This window comes from Sporolactobacillus sp. KGMB 08714, from assembly GCF_036598985.1.
GTDB lineage: Bacteria > Bacillota > Bacilli > Bacillales > Sporolactobacillaceae > Sporolactobacillus.
The window spans coordinates 22,075-43,759 of sequence record NZ_JAUUBW010000011.1 but is presented as its reverse complement, the minus strand read 5'-3'; the positions used below and the strand labels follow the sequence as shown (position 1 = coordinate 43,759).

The 21,685-nt window shown below is 44.3% G+C and carries 22 protein-coding genes and 1 pseudogene; 5 read left to right on the top strand and 18 right to left on the bottom strand.

What is annotated here, in order from left to right:
* Positions 1-19 precede the first annotated feature (19 nt).
* The 8 genes and pseudogenes from Q6A92_RS05900 to Q6A92_RS05865 form a co-directional block, all read right to left on the bottom strand.
* Positions 20-514, bottom strand: coding sequence for a PTS sugar transporter subunit IIA (locus Q6A92_RS05900; RefSeq protein ID WP_274401245.1), 495 nt, complete (start codon positions 512-514; stop codon positions 20-22).
* Between the two features lie 251 nt (positions 515-765).
* Positions 766-1,626: a MurR/RpiR family transcriptional regulator gene (locus Q6A92_RS05895; RefSeq protein WP_274401246.1), complete on the bottom strand. Its 861-nt coding sequence runs from the start codon at positions 1,624-1,626 to the stop codon at positions 766-768.
* A gap of 18 nt (positions 1,627-1,644) precedes the next feature.
* On the bottom strand, positions 1,645-3,108 hold the full coding sequence (locus tag Q6A92_RS05890) for a PTS transporter subunit EIIC (RefSeq protein ID WP_332237391.1): 1,464 nt from the start codon (positions 3,106-3,108) through the stop codon (positions 1,645-1,647).
* Between the two features lie 13 nt (positions 3,109-3,121).
* The gene (gene murQ, locus Q6A92_RS05885; RefSeq protein ID WP_274401323.1) at positions 3,122-4,009 is read right to left on the bottom strand and encodes an N-acetylmuramic acid 6-phosphate etherase; all 888 of its coding nucleotides are present in this window, start codon (positions 4,007-4,009) and stop codon (positions 3,122-3,124) included.
* Positions 4,010-4,045: 36 nt separating this feature from the next.
* A pseudogene (locus Q6A92_RS05880) lies at positions 4,046-5,077 on the bottom strand (MupG family TIM beta-alpha barrel fold protein); the annotation flags it as partial.
* Positions 5,078-5,620: 543 nt separating this feature from the next.
* The gene (locus tag Q6A92_RS05875) at positions 5,621-6,982 is read right to left on the bottom strand and encodes a PTS ascorbate transporter subunit IIC (protein ID WP_274401248.1); all 1,362 of its coding nucleotides are present in this window, start codon (positions 6,980-6,982) and stop codon (positions 5,621-5,623) included.
* 28 nt (positions 6,983-7,010) lie between these two features.
* Entirely contained in the window at positions 7,011-7,310 is a 300-nt protein-coding gene (locus Q6A92_RS05870) for a PTS sugar transporter subunit IIB (protein ID WP_274401249.1), read from the bottom strand.
* Positions 7,307-7,759: a PTS sugar transporter subunit IIA gene (locus tag Q6A92_RS05865; RefSeq protein ID WP_274401250.1), complete on the bottom strand. Its 453-nt coding sequence runs from the start codon at positions 7,757-7,759 to the stop codon at positions 7,307-7,309. Before Q6A92_RS05865 ends, Q6A92_RS05870 begins: the two co-directional genes overlap by 4 nt.
* A gap of 274 nt (positions 7,760-8,033) precedes the next feature.
* Between Q6A92_RS05865 and Q6A92_RS05860 the strand changes: the two genes are divergently transcribed.
* From Q6A92_RS05860 to Q6A92_RS05845, 4 genes are all read left to right on the top strand, one after another.
* Positions 8,034-10,094, top strand: coding sequence for a BglG family transcription antiterminator (locus Q6A92_RS05860; protein ID WP_332237390.1), 2,061 nt, complete (start codon positions 8,034-8,036; stop codon positions 10,092-10,094).
* Between the two features lie 501 nt (positions 10,095-10,595).
* Positions 10,596-10,862, top strand: a complete 267-nt coding sequence (locus tag Q6A92_RS05855; protein ID WP_332237389.1) for an AbrB/MazE/SpoVT family DNA-binding domain-containing protein — start codon at positions 10,596-10,598, stop codon at positions 10,860-10,862.
* A complete protein-coding gene (locus Q6A92_RS05850; protein ID WP_332237388.1) occupies positions 10,859-11,266 on the top strand; it encodes a type II toxin-antitoxin system death-on-curing family toxin in 408 nt (135 codons plus the stop codon). Before Q6A92_RS05855 ends, Q6A92_RS05850 begins: the two co-directional genes overlap by 4 nt.
* A 224-nt stretch (positions 11,267-11,490) precedes the next feature.
* A complete protein-coding gene (locus Q6A92_RS05845; RefSeq protein WP_332237387.1) occupies positions 11,491-12,684 on the top strand; it encodes an oxalate decarboxylase family bicupin in 1,194 nt (397 codons plus the stop codon).
* A gap of 299 nt (positions 12,685-12,983) precedes the next feature.
* Here the strand turns inward: Q6A92_RS05845 and nagA are convergent, their stop codons facing one another.
* From nagA to agaF, 6 genes are all read right to left on the bottom strand, one after another.
* On the bottom strand, positions 12,984-14,150 hold the full coding sequence (nagA, locus tag Q6A92_RS05840; protein ID WP_332237386.1) for an N-acetylglucosamine-6-phosphate deacetylase: 1,167 nt from the start codon (positions 14,148-14,150) through the stop codon (positions 12,984-12,986).
* A 75-nt stretch (positions 14,151-14,225) separates the two neighbouring features.
* Complete coding sequence (locus tag Q6A92_RS05835; protein ID WP_274401256.1) at positions 14,226-15,098, bottom strand: PTS system mannose/fructose/sorbose family transporter subunit IID; 873 nt, start codon at positions 15,096-15,098, stop codon at positions 14,226-14,228.
* Positions 15,088-15,894, bottom strand: coding sequence for a PTS N-acetylgalactosamine transporter subunit IIC (gene agaW / locus Q6A92_RS05830; protein ID WP_274401257.1), 807 nt, complete (start codon positions 15,892-15,894; stop codon positions 15,088-15,090). Before agaW ends, Q6A92_RS05835 begins: the two co-directional genes overlap by 11 nt.
* A gap of 43 nt (positions 15,895-15,937) precedes the next feature.
* Positions 15,938-16,429, bottom strand: a complete 492-nt coding sequence (agaV, locus tag Q6A92_RS05825) for a PTS N-acetylgalactosamine transporter subunit IIB (protein WP_332237385.1) — start codon at positions 16,427-16,429, stop codon at positions 15,938-15,940.
* Between the two features lie 52 nt (positions 16,430-16,481).
* Entirely contained in the window at positions 16,482-17,654 is a 1,173-nt protein-coding gene (agaS, locus tag Q6A92_RS05820) for a tagatose-6-phosphate ketose isomerase (protein WP_332237384.1), read from the bottom strand.
* A 267-nt stretch (positions 17,655-17,921) separates the two neighbouring features.
* Entirely contained in the window at positions 17,922-18,356 is a 435-nt protein-coding gene (gene agaF / locus Q6A92_RS05815) for a PTS galactosamine/N-acetylgalactosamine transporter subunit IIA (RefSeq protein WP_332237383.1), read from the bottom strand.
* A gap of 603 nt (positions 18,357-18,959) precedes the next feature.
* Between agaF and Q6A92_RS05810 the strand changes: the two genes are divergently transcribed.
* Complete coding sequence (locus Q6A92_RS05810; RefSeq protein WP_332237382.1) at positions 18,960-19,145, top strand: hypothetical protein; 186 nt, start codon at positions 18,960-18,962, stop codon at positions 19,143-19,145.
* Positions 19,146-19,218: 73 nt separating this feature from the next.
* On the opposite strand, the gene Q6A92_RS05805 is transcribed toward Q6A92_RS05810, so the two are convergent.
* The 4 genes from Q6A92_RS05805 to rpiB all read right to left on the bottom strand — a co-directional run bounded on the left by Q6A92_RS05805 (position 19,219) and on the right by rpiB (position 21,680).
* Entirely contained in the window at positions 19,219-19,935 is a 717-nt protein-coding gene (locus Q6A92_RS05805) for a GntR family transcriptional regulator (protein WP_274401261.1), read from the bottom strand.
* A gap of 169 nt (positions 19,936-20,104) precedes the next feature.
* Positions 20,105-20,311 carry a hypothetical protein gene (locus Q6A92_RS05800; RefSeq protein ID WP_332237381.1) on the bottom strand — a complete coding sequence of 69 codons (207 nt, stop codon included), beginning with the start codon at positions 20,309-20,311 and terminating at the stop codon, positions 20,105-20,107.
* Between the two features lie 230 nt (positions 20,312-20,541).
* Positions 20,542-21,189 (bottom strand): ribulose-phosphate 3-epimerase, encoded by a 648-nt coding sequence (gene rpe, locus Q6A92_RS05795; RefSeq protein WP_332237380.1) that lies wholly within the window; start codon positions 21,187-21,189, stop codon positions 20,542-20,544.
* Positions 21,190-21,227: 38 nt separating this feature from the next.
* The gene (gene rpiB, locus Q6A92_RS05790) at positions 21,228-21,680 is read right to left on the bottom strand and encodes a ribose 5-phosphate isomerase B (protein ID WP_332237379.1); all 453 of its coding nucleotides are present in this window, start codon (positions 21,678-21,680) and stop codon (positions 21,228-21,230) included.
* Between the last annotated feature and the right edge of the window lie 5 nt (positions 21,681-21,685).

Here is a 21,685-nt window from a genome sequence, read left to right as displayed (position 1 = left end):
ACCCGAAGCTTAGTTAATTTTACTGAACGGCAGCCGCTTTGCCAATGACCGCGCCGTTTTCAACCATGCCTTTGGACGCATCGACTCTCAATTCTTTGAGTGCCTCGGAATTTGTAAAAACAATCATGACCGTGTCTTCTTTTTTCGCCGCCCTGACTTGATCCAAATCCATGAAGGCCAATTTGTCGCCGCCCTTAACCGGCTGCCCCTCTTTAACAAAGACTTCAAAGGGAGCCCCCTTCAAATCAACCGTGTTAATGCCCAGGTGGACCAACACTTCGAGCCCATTTTCCATTTTTATGCCGATGGCGTGTTTTGTCTCAAAGACGGTCATGATCCTGCCGGAGACGGGACTTGCAATCGACCCATCAGCAGGTATGATGGCAAATCCATCTCCCATCATTTTAGATGAAAACACCGGATCATTCACTTCTGCCAATTGGATGAGTCTTCCGCTGGCAGGAGCGTATATTTGATCATCCGCAACAGCCGTTTTACGAAAAAGTTTAAACATGAAGATATCTCCTATACTTTGCTGATTTTTCTGCAGAAAATGTGTTTCATCTGATTGGGGCCGGACCTTTTCTGAGGCCTGAATGTATCCCTATCCGGTTTATTTTACCCCGGCGTGCCTTTTTTGCGATCATCTGTAAAAAGCCGATCTTCCCTCATCCGCTCGCTGCCGGAGATCGAAAGTTTCCTCCCCAACGATTATGCGGCACAGAACCTGTATCAATGCCGCCCGCTTCTTAAAAAGTGAATGGATCAGCTGTTTTCTTTATGAAAAAAAGTTTGAATATTAATTTTCGACTCTCTGAGCATATTCATGATTTTCTTGGAATGCCGATTTGCATAAGCGTAATACAAAACGTCAACCGTGAACAATTGTGATACCAAAGAAGTCGTCGCGGCACTTCTTAGCATGACCGCTTCACCGCCGCTGTGAATAATAGGCAGATCCACCAGTTTGGCCAAAGTGCTGTTTCTGTTTTGCGAAATGCCGACCGTGCAGAATTTTTTTTGTTTAGCAATCTGTGTCAGTTTGACCGCTTCATTGGTTTCTCCTGAATTTGATATGGCGACAAACATGTTGCGGCCTTCAGCACTGATTAATGAAGAACTGAGCAAATGATGATCAAGCATATTCACAACGGGTTTGCCGATTCTGGAAAATTTCTGCATGAAATCTTCGGCAACGACGTGTGAAGCCCCCAGTCCATAAACATAGATGGTTTTACATATATCAATCATTTCTGCCATTTTTTTGATGCTGTCTGTATCCAGATTATTGGATGTTTGCGAAATAGACTGATTGAACCGCAGGGCCAGTTTGTCTACGATCACCCGTTCATCCTCATCCGGTGTGATATCGGTGTACAGTCCTTCATTTACATCGGAAGCGTCGGCATACAGGCGGATTTTCAATTGGGAAAAACCCGATAAGCCGATCGAGCGGCAAAAGCGCACCACTGTGGCCGGACTGACGCCTGCTTTTTTCGCCAGTTCGCTCGTATTATCGCTGACGGTTTCCACCGAATGACGAAGAACATATTCGCCGATTTTTTTTTCTGTCTTGGAAAGTTCGTTTAATTTCGATTTGATTTGCAGAATAATATTTTCTTCCACAATGATCCATCCACTCGTTTACTTTGATTCTTCAATAGCATCCTTTGGAATGCCAAAGAAGTAAGTGACAACAAAACCGCCGACATACCCGGCCAGCAGACCGATGACATAGCCCAGCCAGTGCCCGTTCGCAATAAGCGGGATTAAGGGAATGCCGCTCGGGCCGATGGCAATCGCGCCGATATTGCCGATGCCGCCGACAACGGCACCGCCGATCCCGCCGCCGATGCACGCGGTGATGAACGGACGGCCGAGCGGCAGCGTAACCCCATAGATCAACGGTTCTCCGATCCCAAGGATGCCGACCGGCAGAGCCCCTTTAATCAACTGAACCAGTTTTTTATTTTTTCTGCATCTGATCCATAATGCGAAAGCCGCTCCGACCTGACCGGCACCGGCCATCGCCAAAATAGGCAAAAGGGGCGTCGCACCGGTTTTATTAATCATTTCAATATGGATCGGAGTTAAAATCTGATGCAATCCGAACATGACCATCGGCAAGAATAAGAGACCTAATATAAACCCGGAGAAGGCACCGCCGACATGCAGCACCCAAGTAATCGATCCGACCAAGGCACTGGACACGACGCCCGCAACCGGCATGACAATGAAGATAGTAAAGAGTCCGACAACGAGCAGGGCAACGGTGGGCGTGACAATCATATCAATTGAATCGGGAATGATCTTGTGCAGTCTTTTTTCAATAATTGCCAATATCCACACTGCAAAAATAACACCAATAATGCCACCCTGTCCAGCCGTCAGGGCGTTGCCGTTAAAAATATTGATCAATGGGGCCTTCAGATCCATTCCTGTCAGCAGAACGGAGGCGCCGATAACCCCGCCCAGGCCCGGTGTTGCGCCGAATTCATTGGCGCTGTTTATGCCGACGTAAATAACCAAAAATGAAAACAGTCCGTTTTTAATCACGTTTAATGTGGTGACGGTGCCCGCCCAGTTCTGCCCAATGCTGCCGGCAGTCATCAGGTTGGACAGGATCGCTGCAATACCGGCAATCATACCGGCACCGACGAAGGCAGGAATCAGCGGAACAAATATATTTGAAATCGACTTTAATATCCTTTTAAAGGAAGAATTGTTATTATGTTTCGCTTTCTCGCGTGCTTTTACCTTTGCGGCGATCGCTTCTACCTGCTGACGGTCCGTTAATGCCGGCCCGTTCTCCGGCTGTCCGGCCGGATGATCGGGGAAGGGTTCTCCCAGCTTAACGCCTGCTTCGGCAACCATAATGTTGGCTACTTTATTGACAATGCCCGGGCCTAAAACAACTTGTAAAGTTTCATCCTCGACAATGCCCAAGACGCCGTCCACCGCTTTAAGGCCATCCATATCTACTTTATGATCATCCTTAATGGTCATGCGGACCCGCGTCATGCAGTGAATCAGCTTGGTGACATTATCGATACCGCCTACATTCGCATAGATTTGCCGGGCTAATCTTTGTTCTTTAGATTCCGCCATTTTGTTCTCCCCCTCAAACGATTTTCCTGATGAAGCCCTTAGCTTTATTTAGTCTCTGCTCTGCTTCTTCTTTTGAAAGATCTGTCAGCACCATCACAATCGCCAGTTTAACGTTTTCATCGGCCGCGTGAAATGCTTGATCAGCCGTGGCATAATCGCACTCTGCGGCCTGCATAATAATCGATTTGGCCCGTTCCACCAGTTTTTCGTTTGTCGGTTTAACGTCAACCATTAGATTTTTATACACTTTGCCGATGCCGATCATTGCGGCCGTGGAAATCATATTTAAGACTAATTTTTGTGCGGTTCCGGATTTCAGCCGTGTCGATCCGGTTAAAACCTCAGGACCGACCGGTATCTCTATAGCCGTGTCCGCATGTTTGCTTATTTCGGCATTTTCATTGCAGGCAAGACTGGCCGTTGCCGCGCCGATCTGGCACGCGTAATCCAGAGCCCCGATCACGTACGGTGTCCTGCCGCTCGCAGCTATGCCGAGTACAGTATCTTTTTCCGTCAAATGAATATTTTTCAAATCCTCCGCGCCCAAAATCGGAGAATCCTCTGCTCCCTCGACAGCTGCAGTCATCGCACGAGGGCCGCCGGCAATTAATCCCTGTACCATGGAAGGATCCGCACTGAAAGTCGGCACACACTCAGCCGCATCCAGTATTCCCAGACGGCCGCTTGTTCCCGCACCGACATAGATCAAGTGCGCACCGCTGTTAAAGGACTGTTCAGCCGCTTCAACGACCTGTTCAATTTGCGGCAAAGCCTTTCTTACACTCAAAGGAACGCTCTGATCTTCTTCGTTCATAAGGCGCAGTACATCAAGGGCCGATAAGGTGTCCAGGTTCATGGTGCTTTCGTTGCGCTGTTCGGTTGTAAGCTCTTCTAAATTCATGGTTCGTCCTCCTGGAATGTCGGTTATCTTAAATTTTGTACCGGATTGTATCAATTCGAGAAGCGGAAGGTCGCTGTCAATGATCTGCCCGATGACATTGACCCTGATATCGGAAGGCAGTTCTTTCTTTACAATTTGCAGTTCGCCCTTATATCTCTTGTAAAGATTATTATCGATTGTGATGCTTCCTTTTCTTCTGAGCTCCGTATTTTCCGGCTGAATATCTTCATGTCTGTTCCTCATCCTCGACGTTTCGCTGCGTATGACATATTTGCCCGGATCTGTTCTGTTCCGATGTTCTCTGTACATGTACGGATCCCATTTTTTACAGACAGAAGCGGCATGCAGAAGCAGGACGTTATGGTCAAGATACTCGCGGAATTGACCACGCGATACATTGGATAGATCCGGATCGCCGATATAGACACTGTCAACCTGATAATTGTTCATCAGCGACAATGCCGAAGCCAGCGGGCTCCGATGTCTGTGGATCTCTAAAGTAGGGAGCGTCTCATAAAGCGGCAGACGCAGCGCCTCGTCACCCGGTGCGAACGCGGTAATTTTAAAATGCCTGCTTTTCAGCCGGCGATTTTTTTCCAGGAACCATGTTTCATCCAGTCCTGTCTCGGGTCTCGGATAGTAATTATGCCAGGCTTCAATATTGTTAAAATCGGCATGGTATTGCACGAGCTGATGATAATCGTTTTCGGTTAATGTACTGGCATTTAAGCCGACGGTCAGACGGTTTGAAAGTCCGGCAATCGCTTTCCAGCTAATGCCGCCATCCATTCTCAAGCCATTGATTCCGCTTTCAAGGACATGCAGAGGATTATCGATTGAAAGACCGATATGCTTCAGCGCATCCCCGGAAATGTCGATCATCAGTTTTAAATCTCTTCTTTTTGCAATTTCCAACAGATGGGTCAAACGATCAAGATATTTCGAAACATCGTCTTCCGGGATATGAAGGGAAGTAAAAATCCCCTTGAATCCACAATCAGCCATTTTGTGAATATACTTTTCTTTCTCTTGTGACCAGTCATTAAGATATACGGAAAAACCAAACACATTCTCACCCCCCTTTTAAGCGTTTTCATTATAGCATGTATGAAATATAGTTTCAATAAAAAGATAATATTATATCATTTATAGAAATATGATTTCAAAAACAAATTGATACTGCTGCTCATTCAATACAAACCATTTAAAATGGTCCGCCCAGTTTCTTTTATCTCTTGAGATACTGAATTTCATGCAGCCTGATAAAAAATGATCCGTTTCATCGACCGTTGCGAATCACCGCGCCGGCTGAAACGGACTGGGAAAAACTTATTTGTCTGTCAAGTGCTGCTCTGCTTAATACAGATATTGTCTTTTTTAAGCCGTTTGATTGCGGAGGATGCCGGATCGAACGATTTTTTCGTTTCATTTATGATATCTGCAGAGCACGGCTCTCGCCGATCGCTGACACAGATCCAGACGAGGAACACCCCTTAAAAGATGTCTGGATACAGTAAAAACCAGCGCTTTTTTTAAGCGCCGGCCATAGAAATTTATCGTGTTAGGACAGATCGGCAAAAGACGTTCGGATTGTTGCTGTTCAGCAATTTTTTATTCTGCCGCTTTTTTTGAATCGTCTTTTATAAAGAAAGACCAGATAATAACGATAACCAGGAAGGAAAGGATTCCTATGGTGATGCCCAGCTGGCCAAGGTGCCCGATATTACCGAGGATGATGCCGCCGAACAAATAATCAGTATCGGCAAACGTCGAAGCCGCCAGTCTTAAGCTTCCCAGTACCGGGAGAATAAACAGAGGCAGCCAGCTGATGAGCAGGCTGTTAACAGCCGAGCCGATGACTGCCCCCCGACGGCCTCCGGTTGCGTTTCCGTAGATTCCCGATGCTGCGCCGCAGAAAAAGTGACCGACGACGCCCGGTATGATTACGACGGTCTTGAGAGCAATCATGACAAACATGCTCAAAGTTCCGACGATAAAGCTTACAAAAAAACCGATCAGAATGGCATTCTGCGCATAGGGAAAGATAATCGGCACATCCAGAGCAGGTTTGGCATTGGGCACGATTTTAGTAGCGATACCCTGAAAAGCCGGGATGATTTCACCGAGGATCATCCGGACGCCTGCCAGGACAACATAGAATCCGGCGGCAAAAGTACCGGCCTGAGTGAGCGAATAAACAAGATAATTCGTGCCGGCGCTCAGTTTGGATTCAATAAACTGCGGACCCGTGACCAGCGCCAGTATCAGGTAAACGACACCCATAACTAAAGTGATGGAAACCGTTGAATCCCGGAGAAAACCAAGATTTTTAGGAAATTTGATGTTCTCTGTAGATTTGCTTGCATCACCGAACCATTTTCCTATTAAACCGGCTGTTGCATAGCCGATATTGCCCGTATGTCCCATCGCAACCTGATCGCTTTTCGTAATTTTTCTCATGAACGGCTGGCAAATGGCAGGCGTAACGGTCAACAATGTTCCTTCAAAAATTCCGCCGAGAATGATTGTCCAGGGATTAACCTTCATGCCGGTAGAAATGAGAACGACGGCTGTGAGACAGGACATATATAACATAGCCTGGCCCGTCAGGAAAATATACTTGAATTTTGTAAATCTGGCCAGCAGCACGTTAACGATCATACCGGCCAACATGATCAGGGCCGTCGGTGTGCCGTACTGCTGCAGGGCAATAGCAACGACGGCTTCGTTCGAAGGAACGACGCCTTGAACGTGAAGAGCGAATTTAAACATGGCCGCAAATGGATTCAATGCATTCACAAGAATTCCCGCGCCGCCAACAAGCACCAAAAAACCAACAAATGTCTTAATCGTTCCTTCAACAATCTTCGTTGCCGGTTTTTTTTGAATCCATAATCCCAATAACGCAATTAATCCGACAAGCAGTGCAGGGGTACTCGCGATTGAAACAAAGAAATTCAGAATGGCCTGCATAGTATTCACCACCTATTTTTTTCATTCATCAGGAATGTGGGATGTTTTCTTTATCGAGTATCTCATTCACCTTTCCTCTGAGTTCCTCTTTGTCGATCAGGCTCTTGAGCAGATAAACCCGATCCTTGGGAAGGCCCGAAGCCCGATCTTCCAAGTCGCTGCCAAGGAAAAAATAATCGGCAGCCTGTTCGTTTAATCCGCCCGTATCAAAATGAACCACTTCAATATCGCCGGTATCTACATTTTCTTCTTTTAAAACATTTTCGATATTCATCTGAACCATAAAACTGGAACCTAATCCGGATTGGCAAATCGCGGCAATTTTCATTTTTGGGCTTCCTCCTTAAATTGTTCAGCCATTTCAGCAACTGATGCGGCATTTTCAAGCTTCTGTACGTTATTTGAATCTTCGAGTAAAGTAAGCAGTTCTCTTAACGCCTGTAAGTGTTTCGTATTATCCACAGCTGCCAATACGAAAAACAGCTTAATGGGGTGATCCGCATTGACAAGATTAACAGCCGGTTCGACCTTCATGAGGGACATACCCATTTCATTGACCCCATTTTCAGGGCGGGCATGAGCAAGGGCAATATAGGGCCCGATATTAATGTACGGGCCATTTTTTTCAACCAATGAAATCATTGTCTGAACGTACGACTTCTCGATTTTGCCTGTGTCGAGCAATGGTTTGGCCGCTTCCTTAATAGCCTCGCGCCAATCAAGATGATGTGCACGCTGAATTTGGATGGTCCGTTCGGTTAAAAGGCTGGATAACATATCTGCTCCTCCCTTCTCCTTTTTCGTTACAAGATGATCATACAGACTACATAGAACGCTTACAAGTAAAGCCGGTTCATTCAGATCAGTGCAAGTATTGAACCCCTTCGGTAAAAGAATTATTATTAATTTGAAAGTGTCTTTGTATGACCCTTCCTTTCGCCAGTGAATCGGAAATGTCCCGTCCCAGACCGGATCCTGTTTTTTAACCTCGGATGGGCGGATTCATGGCTCAATCGTATTCTTCCTTATGAAAGGTGCGGTGACTTCCAATATGCTTAATATTAGTAAAAAACAACAAATTAATGCGTTAGTCTCCATCCTGCACAGGGAAACAACTTATAAGAGTCTCTCTGACCTGGAAAACGAACTGCATCTGTCACGGCGGAGTGTCTTTTACTGGCTGAAACAGTTAAATAACCGACTTGAGAAAATGGATTTAGACCCAGTTCAGCATCTCATACAGGGCGGATATTTCTTAACAAAACGGACTGAAAAAGCACTGATCAAGTTCACAGATGCGGATTATTTCAGTCAACTAAACGGAGACGAACGGCGGGCAGCCATGACCTGGCTGCTGATCCAGCATGTTCCGCGGCTCTCATTAACCGATTTATGTAACCGTTTCAGCATCTCCAGGAACACAGTGATCAGAGATTTAAGGATGATTAATTCTGCACTGCCGGACCCTGTGTGTATTGAAAATACGCCTCATGGAAAAGTTTTAACCGGGGATGAAAAATTACAGCGCAGGTGGGTATATGCGCAAATTCTTAAAAGAAATCCGGCGGTTCTTCACGATCTCGAGAAACTGCCGCAACTGCAAGAGACGGAACAAGCGCTTTATTGGCTTCAGCAGCAGACAAAGAATTTATACAGTGAAGATTCTGCAAAAACGCTAACCTGCTACATTTCCTGGTTACTCGCGCGTGTCAGCAGTCTGGGCCCCCTTCCGGCAGATGTTCAGGGCTGCCGGACAGACACGATCGGTCTGTGGTGCCGGCACTTGTTTCATCGATACGTAAAAGTAACGAGTGGTGAAGCAGCCTATTTGCGTGAAGTGCTGCTGACGGCTCAGCTTCAGAGTACCGGCAGTCAGGCACCGATTATGAAACAATTAGTTGCCCTTTCCAGGCAGGTGGTGAACAGATTCCATATTATCTCCGGCGTCGATATTTCATCACCTGGGCTGATCCAGTCGCTTGCCACTCATTTGCTGCCCACTTACTACCGCTTTCAATATGGGGTGCTTTACCGCTACCCCAATTTATCCGGCATCAAGACCAAATACGCCTACTTAATGCAATTAACCAAGTACGCGATCTATCCTTTTGAAAAATATATCGGCAAACCATTAACCGATGACGAGCTTGCATTGATTACAGTCTATTTTGGCGGTGAGCTTAAAAAAATGCCCGCATCACTGATTACCTCTGAGCCTGACGTTTTTCTAGTCTGTACGAGCGGCATTGGCACATCAAGGCTTTTATCTCAACAGCTGTCCGTACAATATCCGGAAATTGTCTTTACAAAACCAATGAGCATTAAAGATTTTCAAGCCTGTCATTTAACGGAACAGGCTCCCAAGGCGATCATAACAACAACGCCTTTAGAATCTGATCATGATATTCCCGTGATTCATGTGCAACCCATTCTTTCAGATTATGATTTTCATAAATTGGATCTGGCATTCAGGAAAATCGGCCTTCTTCATCTTAATAAAAAAAGTGTTCAGAACACGGTTAAGGATATATTAAATATTGTTTTTGATTATGCCAGAATTGAAGATTTCAACGGTCTGACAAAAAGTCTGACCAACTATCTAGCCGCGGATGCAAAGGTCGATAGTTCAACCGTTCTTCCCAATCTTTCAATTTCCGAGCTTATTCCTTTAAGCAACATTAAGATCATCGACAAAGTCAATGACTGGAAGGACGCGGTTTATCAATCATTTGAACCGCTGATTGTCCATCAGGATGTAGGCCTTAGATATGTTAGAAAAATCATCGAGTTAACTGAACAAAAGGGGCCTTATATGGTTGTACAGGATCCAGTGATGCTTGCGCACGCTACCCAACAGGAGGGAGTGAACAATCTGGCCATGTCGCTGCTGCTTTTGCATCATTCAGCGATCATTCAACACTCAAATGTCCAGAAAGAAATTAAAGTTATATTTTGTCTCGCTCCGATTGATAATGTTTCCCATGTTAAGGCGTTAAGCCAACTACTCAATCTTTTGCAGAATAATGAGTTGTATGAACAGTTGATGGATGCGGACACTCCGCGTGAAGCTCATTTAATTCTTGAAAAACTTGGGAAAGCAGAGAAAGTTTAACGGGGATTAATCCATTCGAATTCTGAAATTGTCATTGGAGGCATCAGGGAATTCCTGAAAACCTTTCTTGTAAAAATCCACGTCCATGTATATAGGCTGCGAGGCTGACGAATGCCCTTGGGGGCGATATAACGTATGTCCCGGACAAATCTTCCGCTGTCAGCTGGAAAGGCTTGTAAAAATGATGGTGGAAATTCCTATTTATTTTTTGCATGCGGCCGGCCAGCCGTCAGCACCTTCATGATGCCGCTCTAAATGTTGCTCAGAGCTGAAGGCCAACCGCCCCTGACGGCGATTTTATGAGATTTCAAATTTCTTTTTCTGCTTAATCCCATAGGCTGAACTCCTGTCCGCTTTTAGACAGAATGAAAAAGCGGTCGAATACCAGGCTAGCTCCGCAACCATTTTGTCCCGTCCATCGATGCGTCTCATTGTCAGAACCGTTTATACATGATAATGTATAGACATTAGAACATATGAATAAAATAAGAGAAAAAAGCAATGGAGGGTCTTCATATGATGCGCAACTACAGAAAAATCGTCAAGATGGGAAACAGCTACGGATCTACAATCCCCCCAAAAACATTAGGCCACCTTGGAGTTAAACCGGGAGATGAAATCAGTTTTGAAAATATGAAAGACGGGACCGTCCGGATCAAAAGAAAAACCACTCGCCTCCCAAGCGGAATCGATGAAGACTTCGTTTCCATGGTCGATGGCATCATCCAGGACAACGACGCCGTTTTCAAAGGACTCGTCAATCGATGACCTGCTATCTCGCCAAAAACCAGGTCATCTTCCTCAATGCGCTGCTCATTCAGACCTATTCGCCAACTGAAAATATTGGAATCAAAAATCCGGCTTTGTTAGACAGCGCCGTGAACCGGTCCCGGCAGTCCGCCTTCGGCAAAGACGCCTATCCGACGCTTTTCGAAAAGGCGGCGGCGCTCTTCCAAAGCCTGGTCCAGAACCATCCATTTTACAGCGCCAACAAACGGACGGCCTATGCGGCTCTTGAAGCCTTTCTGAGGATCAACGGTTTTAAAATCCAGACGGACGACAGGGAAAAAGAAGATTTCACCGTCAGAATCTCCGATCAGGAAAACCGGATCGCCCTTGCAGAAATCCGGACCTGGATCGAAAACCATTCCATCCCCTTTTTACAACCGTAAATCATCCGGAATTAAAAAAGGACAGGAACGCATTGGGACACGAAAGCGGGCAGGCCCTGATGGAACACGGCCATGACATCCAAGTGGAATGCAAAGGAAAAGGCCGCATTAGAGGTTTTAAATGTACGGTGCTCCTTCGTAAAAAAAAGTGTATGCGGCGTTCTGTTATTTGCGGCGCGGTTTTGACATATACATTTTTCATCCGTTCATTTACGAGGTGCAGCATGGACAATCCGACTAATCAGCCCGTTCCGTTTCAATCAGTTCCGCAGCCGACTCGCAGCGACGGAGCGGGCAACATCGACAGAGGTCCCAGAGACCTGGAAAGGGATAGGCAGAATCCTGATTTATTGGTCCCTCCGGTAACAGACGCCGGACTTATTCCCAATTGCCGGTTTTCATTTTCCGATACACATATGGTCTTGAAACCGGGCGGCTGGTCAAGAGAAATTACTATCCGCGAGCTTCCGATCGCTACGACATTGGCAGGCGTCAATATGAGTCTGACGCCGGGAGGAGTACGCGAACTGCACTGGCATCAGCAGGCAGAATGGTCGTACATGCTGCTCGGACATGCGAGAATAACAGCTGTCGATCAAAATGGACGCAATTTTATCGACGATGTCGGGCCGGGAGATCTGTGGTACTTCCCTGCAGGAATTCCTCATTCGATACAGGGACTGGAGGATGGATGCGAATTTTTACTTGTTTTCGATGACGGCCATTTTTCGGATTTTAATACGCTGAGTATTTCGGATTATTTGGCTCATACACCGCGGGACGTGTTATCGGCAAATTTCGGTGTGCCGGCGGATGCGTTCAGGAATATTCCGACCGAACAGGTTTATATCTATCAAGGAAAAGTTCCGGGAACGATTGACTCGCAGAAGGTACAATCCCCTTATGGGATCGTGCCGCAAAGTTTTAAGCATCGGCTGCTGGCACAAACCCCGTTAAAAACGCCCGGCGGCAGTGTACGGATTGTGGATTCATCGAATTTTCCTGTATCCAGAACGATCGCGGCCGCTCTTGTCGAAATTGAACCCGGCGCGATGCGGGAACTGCACTGGCATCCCAATAATGACGAATGGCAGTATTATCTGGCAGGGCAGGGACGAATGACGGTCGCAGCGACAAACGGCACGGCAAGAACCTTCGATTACCGGGCAGGAGATGTCGGCTACGTGCCGTTCGCGTTCGGTCATTATGTCCAGAATACCGGCACGGAAACATTATGGTATCTCGAAGTGTTCAAAAGCGACCGTTTCCAGGATGTATCACTCAATAACTGGATGGCACTGACCCCGGCCGAATTAGTTCAGAGTAATTTAAATATCGGCCCCGAGCTGCTTTATGCCCTGAGAAAGAAAAAACAGCCGGTTGTGAAGTATGCCGGATACTCTTATTACCCGAGGTGATAGTTTAGAGGAGAGCGTACATTTCCGATATACTTTTATATCGCAAAGTCTGTAGTAAAGCCCGTTCTCTCCTAAGATACATACAAAGAAGCCACTCAATTGCCCGGTATACTTTTTTTTACGATCTATTTTTCTTATGCTATTATTTCTCTTTCTCTTCAGATAAAATGGACTGCCTGGCCATTGCCGAGGCAAGACAAAAAAACTGTTACTATGATCTACTCGCATAGCAACAGTCTCAGCAGAAATTTATTTTTTGCAAAGGTTCATTGAATAACGGTTAAAAAGCAACGTTAAATTTAGTCTGCGGCTTGAGCCTGATACCTGGATTCTCCGTTTAAATAAGTTTCGCTTAGGCTCATATCATCATTTAACACCAAAAAATCTGCATCGCGATTAGGCAGAATACTTCCACAGACGTCTGCAATATTTGAACTGCGTGCAGGGACATAGCTTGCCATCAATACAGCTTCTTCAGGAGTTGCAATATTCCAATCGACAACATTCTTAACTGCATTCTTTAATTCCAAAATACTGCCGGCTAAACTATTACCAGCCTTCATTCGCGCCATACCATTCTGAACATAAACCGGAAATTCTCCCAATACATAATCACCGCATGGCATCATACCGGCCCGCATGCAATCAGTGATCAGAATAATATGCTCAGGTGTTTTATTTTCAATCAATGACCGTACAGCAAACGGATCGACATGATGTCCGTCACATATTAATTCATCATCAACTAAGTTCATGCTCAATGCAGCCCCTACCATCCCAAGGGCTCGATGATTCAGCCCACTCATACCGTTGAATGTATGTGTAAAGACCGTAGCACCCGCTTCAACACACCTTTTCGCCTGTTCAAAGGTCGCGTCGCTGTGGCCAAGAGCTACTACAGTTCCTGTCTGAACAACAGCTTTTGTAAAATCGGCGGCTCCCTGGCGCTCTGGTGCAATTGCTATCTTTTTCAGCAAGCCATGTGCCGACCCCTGCCAATCCCTGAACTCTCTAATATCCGGATCCTTGAAATATTTTGGATTCTGCGCACCTTTATGCTTTTCGGTGAAGTACGGACCTTCAAAATAAATTCCTTGAATCTTAGCACCCCGAGCTTCCTTATAATGTTCGCCTATTGTCTTGCACACAGCATTCAGCTGATCGAATGAAGCCGTTAATGTTGTTGGCAGCCAGGAGGTTACGCCGGCTTTCAATAAGCCTATGGACATTTCCTGAATCTCATTCCAATCATTGTCCATAAGATCATAATTCAACAGCCCATGGATATGCGTGTCAACGAGACCGGGTGCAATCCATTTGCCGGTGTAATCAATAATTTTTCCAGCCGGCCTCTGTCCTTCACCTAAATATTCGCCAAACTTTCCATCGCTCGCTACTTCGAGGTATCCGCCATTTTCAGTCGTATTGTGTAGAAAAAACTTTGCCGCATGCAAATAATAAGACATTGAACCATTAACCTCCCCACTTTACAAGCGTTTCGAAGATTTCCCCTGCAAAAATTTTCATAACAATTGTTGCGTTTAGAAAGCAAACAAATGGGTACCGGCCCCAACAAGTCCGATCACGACAGTTATAATGATCAAAGTCAGCGGCGAACGCCCTTTCTTTAGCATCCAAAAGCAAAACAGAGTATACAGCAATGGCAGCAATTTCGGCATGATCTTGTCAATCACGCCGGCTTGCAATGCAACTTTAACACCGCCGGCATTGATCTGTGCCAATGAACCGTCCAATTTAAAAGTGATGTAAGTTGCCACCAATGCCCCGACAACCATCAGCCCGACAATGGAAGCAGCACGAGAAATCTTTTTTGTGTTTTCCCGCATGGCCGCTATAGCCCTTGTACCTGTGTTATATCCATAATTCATTAACCAGAACAATAAACTAAAATGAACGGCGTTGAAAAGAATTAAAAATAGAATGGGGCCAAAAACATTACCCTGCATCGATAGTGAAACACCGATACCAGCCGTGATCGGCAGCAGAGTCAGCCAAAACAGAGCATCGCCAATTCCTCCCAGGGGACCCATTAAGGCAACCTTGACACCACGAATCGTGGAACGGTTTTCCTTGTTTTCCTCCATTGCCAGGATAACTCCCTGAATGAAGGTTACCAGAAATGGATGCGTGTTATAGAATTGTAAGTTATCCAATAAGGAATAGCTCAGATCTTTTTTGTTAGTATGAATTTTCTTCAACCCGGGGATCAGACTGTAAGTCCATCCCCCGCCCTGCATTCGTTCATAGTTAAAAGATGACTGCAGTAACAGTGAACGCCATACCATGTTATGAAGATTTTTCTTTGTCAGCACCTTTCTTGGCGTGGGATCTTCATAGGTATCAGGAATCTGAAGTTGATTAATATCCTTTGCTGTTTGTTCTTCAGATGCCATTGCTGTAGCCCCCTTCATCATTATCTGTATTCACTGCAGGCACAGCCTGAGGTGTATTTCCATCATGACTTGAACCTTTGAAGTAATCATATACAGCGATGCCCACTCCAATAATCGCGACCGCCAGAATCGGCAGACCGGCATAAGCTGCCATAACAAGTCCGAATGCAAAGAATGGCACGTACTCATTTTTCCACATGATCTTCAGCAGCATGGCAAAGCCAACAGCGGGCATCATTCCACCGGCAACCTGCAATCCTCCGAGGATCCATTTAGGAACTTCCTGAACCCAGACAGCAGCTTTGTCTGCGCCAAAGAATATGGGTAAAAATGAAATAATAAAATATCCGACAAACAGAATAGCGGGTTGGATCCAGGCCATGCGATCCAATTTTCTTGTATCGGCTGCAGCAGCAGCTTTGTCCATAGTGTGCATGACAGGAGAAAAAGCTGTGAACAGCAAGGTTATAATCCCTTGAACGGCAACCGCGAAAGGAACGGCGATCCCAACAGCAACCGTTGGTTTAACTCCTGTCAATATGGCAAATGCCGTTCCAATGATACCGCCGATAACCACATTAGGCGGCTGTGCCCCCGCAAGCGGCACCATTCCTGCCCAAACAAGCTCTAATGTCCCGCCGACAATCAGCCCTGTTTGAAAATCCCCAAGAATTAAACCAATAACAGCCCCGGTGACAATCGGCCGATGGATGTGAAATAATCCATTGTACAGATCAATTCCTGCAATACCGGCCCAGACGGCTATTAGTATTATCTGAATCACTGTGACATGCATTTTTCCAGCCTCCCAAACCAAAATCTAGCTCTACCTGTAAAGTTCACTGCACCTTTTTAAGCAAAGTCATCAGATCTGTCGCGCGTTCATTTGGAATTCCTTGAACTTCCAGTCGGATTCCCATGCTGTGCAAGCGATTGAATATTTCAACATCCTCTTCTGAAACTGATACAGTTGCCGACAATTGCTTCTTACCTTCCGCAAAATGAAGATTGCCGATATTAAGCTTTTTGATCGGGACACCGCCTTTAATCAGCGTAAAGGCGTCTTGAGGAGTTTTCATGACCAGTAAAATTTTTTGAAACGGTGCGGCTTTGCTTATGATTCGGATCGTCTTGTCCAATGTGAAAAAGCGAATGCCTACTGTATCCGGAATCACCATTTCCATCAGATTCTGCTGGACTTCATCCTTAGCCACCGCATCGTTGGCGACTATAAGCAAATTTGCACCGATCGTGTTGACCCAGGTCATGCCGACCTGGCCGTGCACTAATCGATTGTCAATTCTTGCGACTAAAATATTTGGTGTTCCCACGCCGAAGCCCCCCATAATTGATTTCTATGCCCGCACCTTTGCAGCCGGCCGGTCATTCCGCTGAATACGGATACAGAGTTACACCCTTCACAACCCGATTAACCGTTCCATTTGAAGACGGTGTATCCGGTTTGTTGCCCACCTTAATAGAACTGAGCAGAGCTAAAGTCTGTGCAAATAAGATGTCCGGCAATGCCAGATAAACGTCAGGAAGATCCGGGTCGCCTGTTTCAAAAATAAAACTGTCGCCCGTGAAATTTTTACCCTTCCTGATGCCGACAGCTACAGTACGCTTAGCAATCTGATCCTTACGAATCTCTTCCAAAATATCGATATCATACTGGCGGGTATAACGATCATTGCTAAGAAAGTCGAATACTAAGGTCTGTTGATTGATAAAAGATTTTGGCCCATGCCTAAATCCCATGGAAGAATCGAAGATCGTCGCTAACTTTCCCGCGGTCAACTCTAATACCTTCAACTGAGCCTCACGTGTGAGTCCGGCTAAACTTCCCGAACCCAAATAAGCAATTCTATTAAAGTCTTCATCTACCAAAGCCTGAATTTCAGATTCACGATCAATCAGTTCATGGGCCATTTCAACGAGTGTGTCAATATATTTTTTCTTCTTTTCCATATCGAGCTGATCAAAAACGAGCAGCGCCGTCAGGGTCATGCATGAAAAACTGCCCGTCATGGCAAAGCCCTGATCATTCGCTTCAGGCTGTAACAGAATTAAATTCTCAGCTTTGTTCTCCATCCGCTGAACTAACTTTCCTCCCGCATAACAAGTGATTGTAAGCTGGTACAGCTGCTTGACAATTTGCTCGGCCAGTTCAACAGCCGCTACACTTTCCGGAGAATTTCCGCTTCGCGCAAATGAAACCAAGAGTGTAGGCGTATCGGCCTCAAGGTAATCGTAGGGGGCAGAAACAATACTGGTCGATGGTATTGATTCGAAACTAAAGTGGCTCCGATCGCCATTTTTTGTTAAATAAGGTACTATTGTGTCTCCGACATAAGCAGACGTACCTGCCCCAGTAAAGATTACTCGAACACAGCCACCCGTTTCGGCTTTAATCTTATCTATAAAATTAGCAATATTTGAATTATTTTTGACGAAGTTCTGGAATGTTTCCTGCCAAAGCTCCGGCTGCTGTTTAATCTCTCTTGTCGTTATTTGTGCACCCATCGTGGTGAGTTCTGTCTCATCTGTATCAAACATTGATATATTCCTCCCAGTTTTTAATTTATCTATTAATGGGTAAATAATATTCAGCTCGTTACCCTTTCAAAAAGTGACGGGAATTCCTGTTTCTAGGATTTGCCCTTATCCGCGCTGTCTTTCTATGACCAAATCGATACCCACCTTTTTTCACACTTAAACTGACTCTGCAAACTATCACAACCAGCTAAAACAAGAATTGAATTTAATTTCTTTCTGAAGGGAGTCATTTGTACAAATCAAGAACAACTTTGTACATAAAATCATTCAAATGCCCTCTTTGCCCTCTTCTTCATTGTTTTGTTTCTTATTGCAGCGTTGATGAAAGCGGACAATACCGTCTTGACCTGCAGTAACGGCAACCTTGATGAATCGTTCCATATTCAGGCTGCGCTGAAAAACTATTTCCATGAGCATTGGAATATTAGTTCCGGACAGAATTTCAATGTTCTGATGTTTAAACTTACTCGCCGCAGCCTGATTAAATGGAGTCCCTCCCGGAATGTCGGTGAAAAAGATTATGCCTTCACTCGAATCCATTCTCTGAATCGCTGTTTCAAATTTCTGATGCAATTCGTCCGCGGTCATCCCCTTTGTAAAATCAATCGGAACAAATTTTTCTTGCTCACCTCCCAACAATTGGATTGTTGAATAGATACCGCTCGCAAAGTTTCCGTGTCCTGTTAAAACAATGCCTATCATTTTCATGGCTCCTTAAGGATCATTAAAAAGTCTGTAAAGAATGGATCTGTATTCTGTGTCTATTGGTACCAACCACAGTACCATTTTAAGCGCAATTATAGTATGTGTCAACTTGATCATTAAAAATATATAGCAACCATTTTATCGAGAAATGATGATTATTGAATGAACATCTCTTATTTATCAGTAATTTAAAGGCTTGATTCTTAACAGGTCTATCTTTTTTAAATCATTTTTCAATACTTCCAGTACTCATTAAATATGTTTTCATTTGGTACCAGTTATCCCATTCTACACTGATGTACCTAAAAGTGTAAGAAACAAATTTATAAACGAGCGGTTGCATGCGGATTACTCAAAAATCAATCTTTGACATAACATCCGCGGCTATTTTCAAGTTATTAAGATCATTGAAAGCTTAATCAAATATTTTCGGAAAATATAACAAGTGAGCCAAAACGCCGCATCAGACCTCATTGGTATAATTATACAATGGCTCAAAAAGGCCTTAACGTCAGGATTTCTCATGGCCCTCGGTATAAGGACATGGGAATGCCGGTTTAATGAGATTGATCAAGTAGGTGAAATTGATGAATATTGATAATGAAGCAATGGTACATCGACAGCCCTCAGGCCCAATCGGGCACACGGATTGCAGTTATTTTATTAAAATCCTGGATTGACGGCCATCTTAATGTTGAGGCGTTCTCACTAATTGTTGCATTCGGGCAGAAACTATCGGAGAAAAAACGTTTGCTGTATTCTTTTAATATCAAACATGAGGATTAATTTTAGAAAAAAGCATTTGAAAATTGACAGAAATACAAGAGCATATTTTTTCATTGGTTACGCTCTTAAAAAATTATTGATCAGGCATGTGACGAACACTATAAACGAATTGATCGCTCCGAGCTACACTCAGTGTATACTCAATGATCTGGTTTTTTTGATCAAATGAAGTACGTGTTAACTTTAAACAAGGAGAGCCATCGGGTACCTCTAACAATTTCGCATCGTTCCCGCTGACAATACTGGCACGAAAAGTTTCATCCGCTATGTGAACTTTCTCCCCATAGTCTTCTTCAAAAACCTTATAGAGCGCACGATAAGCCAATTTATCAACCGAAAGGCCTAAAAATAGATGCTGCGGCGAGTACGTCCGCTCAACCATCATAGGCTGATCATCAGCAATCCTGACACGTTTTAATTTATAGATACGTTGGCCCAATGAAACGTTCAGCTTCTCAGCAAAAAACTTATTTGCAACGATCGATTTAAGATACAAATTTTTCGTTTTGGGTTCATGTCCCAAACTGCGCATCTGTTCACTGAAACTATAAGCAGCGCTTAAGTTAGTCATCTGCCGATTCTGATTCGATACAAAGGTCCCCTTACCGTGACGGCGGTAAATATATCCCATAATTTCCAGCTCATGCAGAGCCTGCCGTACGGTGTTGCGGCTCAATCCATATTGTTTAGAAAGATCACGTTCTGAAGGAAGCTTTTCATTGGGCTGCATTTCATTATCAATTTTCTTCCGCAGCAAATTGACTAACTGATCATATAAAGGACTTATCATATGCATATTAACCTTTCTGTTAGTGGTACCAACCACAGCTATTGTAGACACATCTCAATAGTATGTCAACATGGATCTACTCATACTGACAATCAATCTTACTTTGAGGATGTCATAATACCAGTACTGATGCAGAAGGGGCGTCTCATGCTTGGGAAACCCTATTTCCCTACTGATCTAATCGAATACTGTCAAAAGCACGTCCGTTATCCAGATCCACTTCAATTTGCAAAATGACATTAACCATGTAAAAATTGATCGGCCTGTTAGAGCGATGCGGGTCGATAATCTCAGACTTAACTTGATTGCATTCTGTTTCAGATTTCAAATCATCGAAGTATTGCGGATTTTCAATCGACGTAACTTCTTTTGTCACTAGTTACAAATTCAATATCAGATATGTAAAAATTCACTTAATTAGTTTCATTATATGCCCCCTATCTAGACATGCCATTTCAGCCATGTATACTTGTTCATTTTCCACATACTTATCTTTCATCCAATCCAATTCATCATCTAGGTAAGATTAAAAATAAACAAAAAGGATTGAACGTGAACAAAATCATTCAATCCCCCATCAAGAATACTTAGAATTATGCTACTTTATTAATCTGCCCGAGTCAATGTATGAATCGCCTCAAGCCGATTCCTTTGACCAAATATAGCTGATCCGGCAACAATAATCGATGCTCCCGCTTTTAGACAAGGTGGTAATGTCAGCTTATTAATTCCTCCATCAACTTCAATATCAATTTTCAGCTTCCCAGCATCGATGAATGACTTCACCTCACGAATCTTCTGGAGCATAGAATTTATAAACGTCTGGCCACCAAATCCGGGATCCACGGTCATAATAAGTATATAATCCAGATCCGACAGGACAGGTTTAATTTGAGAAAAGGGTGTTGCTGGGTTTAAAGCTATACCTGCTTTCACACCGCCGTCTTTTACAAGTTGTATGGTTCTATGCAAATGTCTGCACGCTTCGGCATGTACGGAAATCATATCAGCACCTGCACTAAGAAATGACGGGATAAGATGATCCGGCTCCTTTACCATTAAATGAACATCAATATCAAGTGTTGTCTCTTTTTTTAAAGCGGCAACAACATTAGCCCCAAATGTGATGTTCGGCACATAATGTCCATCCATCACATCAAAGTGGATTAAATCAATGCCCATATGTTCAACATCATGAACTTCTCTAGCCAAATGAGCAGCATTCGCAGATAAGATTGATGGTGCAAGGCGCATTTTTTTCCCCTTTCCTTATTTAATCAATGTTATGGTCATCAAGAAAGCGATTCGTCTTTTTCAATCTGAGTCATTTGATCCAATCGTTTTTGATGCCTTCCACCTTGGAATTTGGCATTCAGCCACACATCTATTATCATTTTAGCCAGTTCCGATCCTATTACCCGTGAACCGAATGCGAGTATATTTGTATTATTGTGTTCACGGCTCAATTTCGCGGAAAAGGGCTCACTGCAAGCAACCGCACGAATTCCATGAATTTTGTTTGCCGCAATAGAAATGCCAATTCCTGTTCCACAAATCAGGATACCTAAATCTGCCTTGTCAGATATAATATCAATTGCCACTTTTTTCGCATATTCAGGATAATCGACACTTTCTGAGGAATATGTTCCCTCATCAATTATTTCAATTCCCTTTTCAATTAAATAATTTTTAATAGTGGGTTTTAAATCAAATCCTGCATGGTCACAACCAATAGCAATGCGCATTCATA

What these genes read in the sequence shown, in the direction of transcription:
- Q6A92_RS05900 (WP_274401245.1), bottom strand. Translation starts at nt 514, where the DNA reads ATGTTTAAACTTTTTCGTAAAACGGCTGTTGCGGATGATCAAATATAC.
- Q6A92_RS05890 (WP_332237391.1), bottom strand. Translation starts at nt 3,108, where the DNA reads ATGGCGGAATCTAAAGAACAAAGATTAGCCCGGCAAATCTATGCGAAT.
- murQ (WP_274401323.1), bottom strand. Translation starts at nt 4,009, where the DNA reads ATGAATTTAGAAGAGCTTACAACCGAACAGCGCAACGAAAGCACCATG.
- Q6A92_RS05875 (WP_274401248.1), bottom strand. Translation starts at nt 6,982, where the DNA reads ATGCAGGCCATTCTGAATTTCTTTGTTTCAATCGCGAGTACCCCTGCA.
- Q6A92_RS05870 (WP_274401249.1), bottom strand. Translation starts at nt 7,310, where the DNA reads ATGAAAATTGCCGCGATTTGCCAATCCGGATTAGGTTCCAGTTTTATG.
- Q6A92_RS05865 (WP_274401250.1), bottom strand. Translation starts at nt 7,759, where the DNA reads ATGTTATCCAGCCTTTTAACCGAACGGACCATCCAAATTCAGCGTGCA.
- Q6A92_RS05860 (WP_332237390.1), top strand. Translation starts at nt 8,034, where the DNA reads ATGCTTAATATTAGTAAAAAACAACAAATTAATGCGTTAGTCTCCATC.
- Q6A92_RS05855 (WP_332237389.1), top strand. Translation starts at nt 10,596, where the DNA reads ATGGAGGGTCTTCATATGATGCGCAACTACAGAAAAATCGTCAAGATG.
- Q6A92_RS05850 (WP_332237388.1), top strand. Translation starts at nt 10,859, where the DNA reads ATGACCTGCTATCTCGCCAAAAACCAGGTCATCTTCCTCAATGCGCTG.
- Q6A92_RS05845 (WP_332237387.1), top strand. Translation starts at nt 11,491, where the DNA reads ATGGACAATCCGACTAATCAGCCCGTTCCGTTTCAATCAGTTCCGCAG.
- nagA (WP_332237386.1), bottom strand. Translation starts at nt 14,150, where the DNA reads ATGTCTTATTATTTGCATGCGGCAAAGTTTTTTCTACACAATACGACT.
- Q6A92_RS05835 (WP_274401256.1), bottom strand. Translation starts at nt 15,098, where the DNA reads ATGGCATCTGAAGAACAAACAGCAAAGGATATTAATCAACTTCAGATT.
- agaW (WP_274401257.1), bottom strand. Translation starts at nt 15,894, where the DNA reads ATGCATGTCACAGTGATTCAGATAATACTAATAGCCGTCTGGGCCGGT.
- agaS (WP_332237384.1), bottom strand. Translation starts at nt 17,654, where the DNA reads ATGTTTGATACAGATGAGACAGAACTCACCACGATGGGTGCACAAATA.
- agaF (WP_332237383.1), bottom strand. Translation starts at nt 18,356, where the DNA reads ATGATAGGCATTGTTTTAACAGGACACGGAAACTTTGCGAGCGGTATC.
- Q6A92_RS05810 (WP_332237382.1), top strand. Translation starts at nt 18,960, where the DNA reads ATGAAGCAATGGTACATCGACAGCCCTCAGGCCCAATCGGGCACACGG.
- Q6A92_RS05805 (WP_274401261.1), bottom strand. Translation starts at nt 19,935, where the DNA reads ATGATAAGTCCTTTATATGATCAGTTAGTCAATTTGCTGCGGAAGAAA.
- rpe (WP_332237380.1), bottom strand. Translation starts at nt 21,189, where the DNA reads ATGCGCCTTGCACCATCAATCTTATCTGCGAATGCTGCTCATTTGGCT.
- rpiB (WP_332237379.1), bottom strand. Translation starts at nt 21,680, where the DNA reads ATGCGCATTGCTATTGGTTGTGACCATGCAGGATTTGATTTAAAACCC.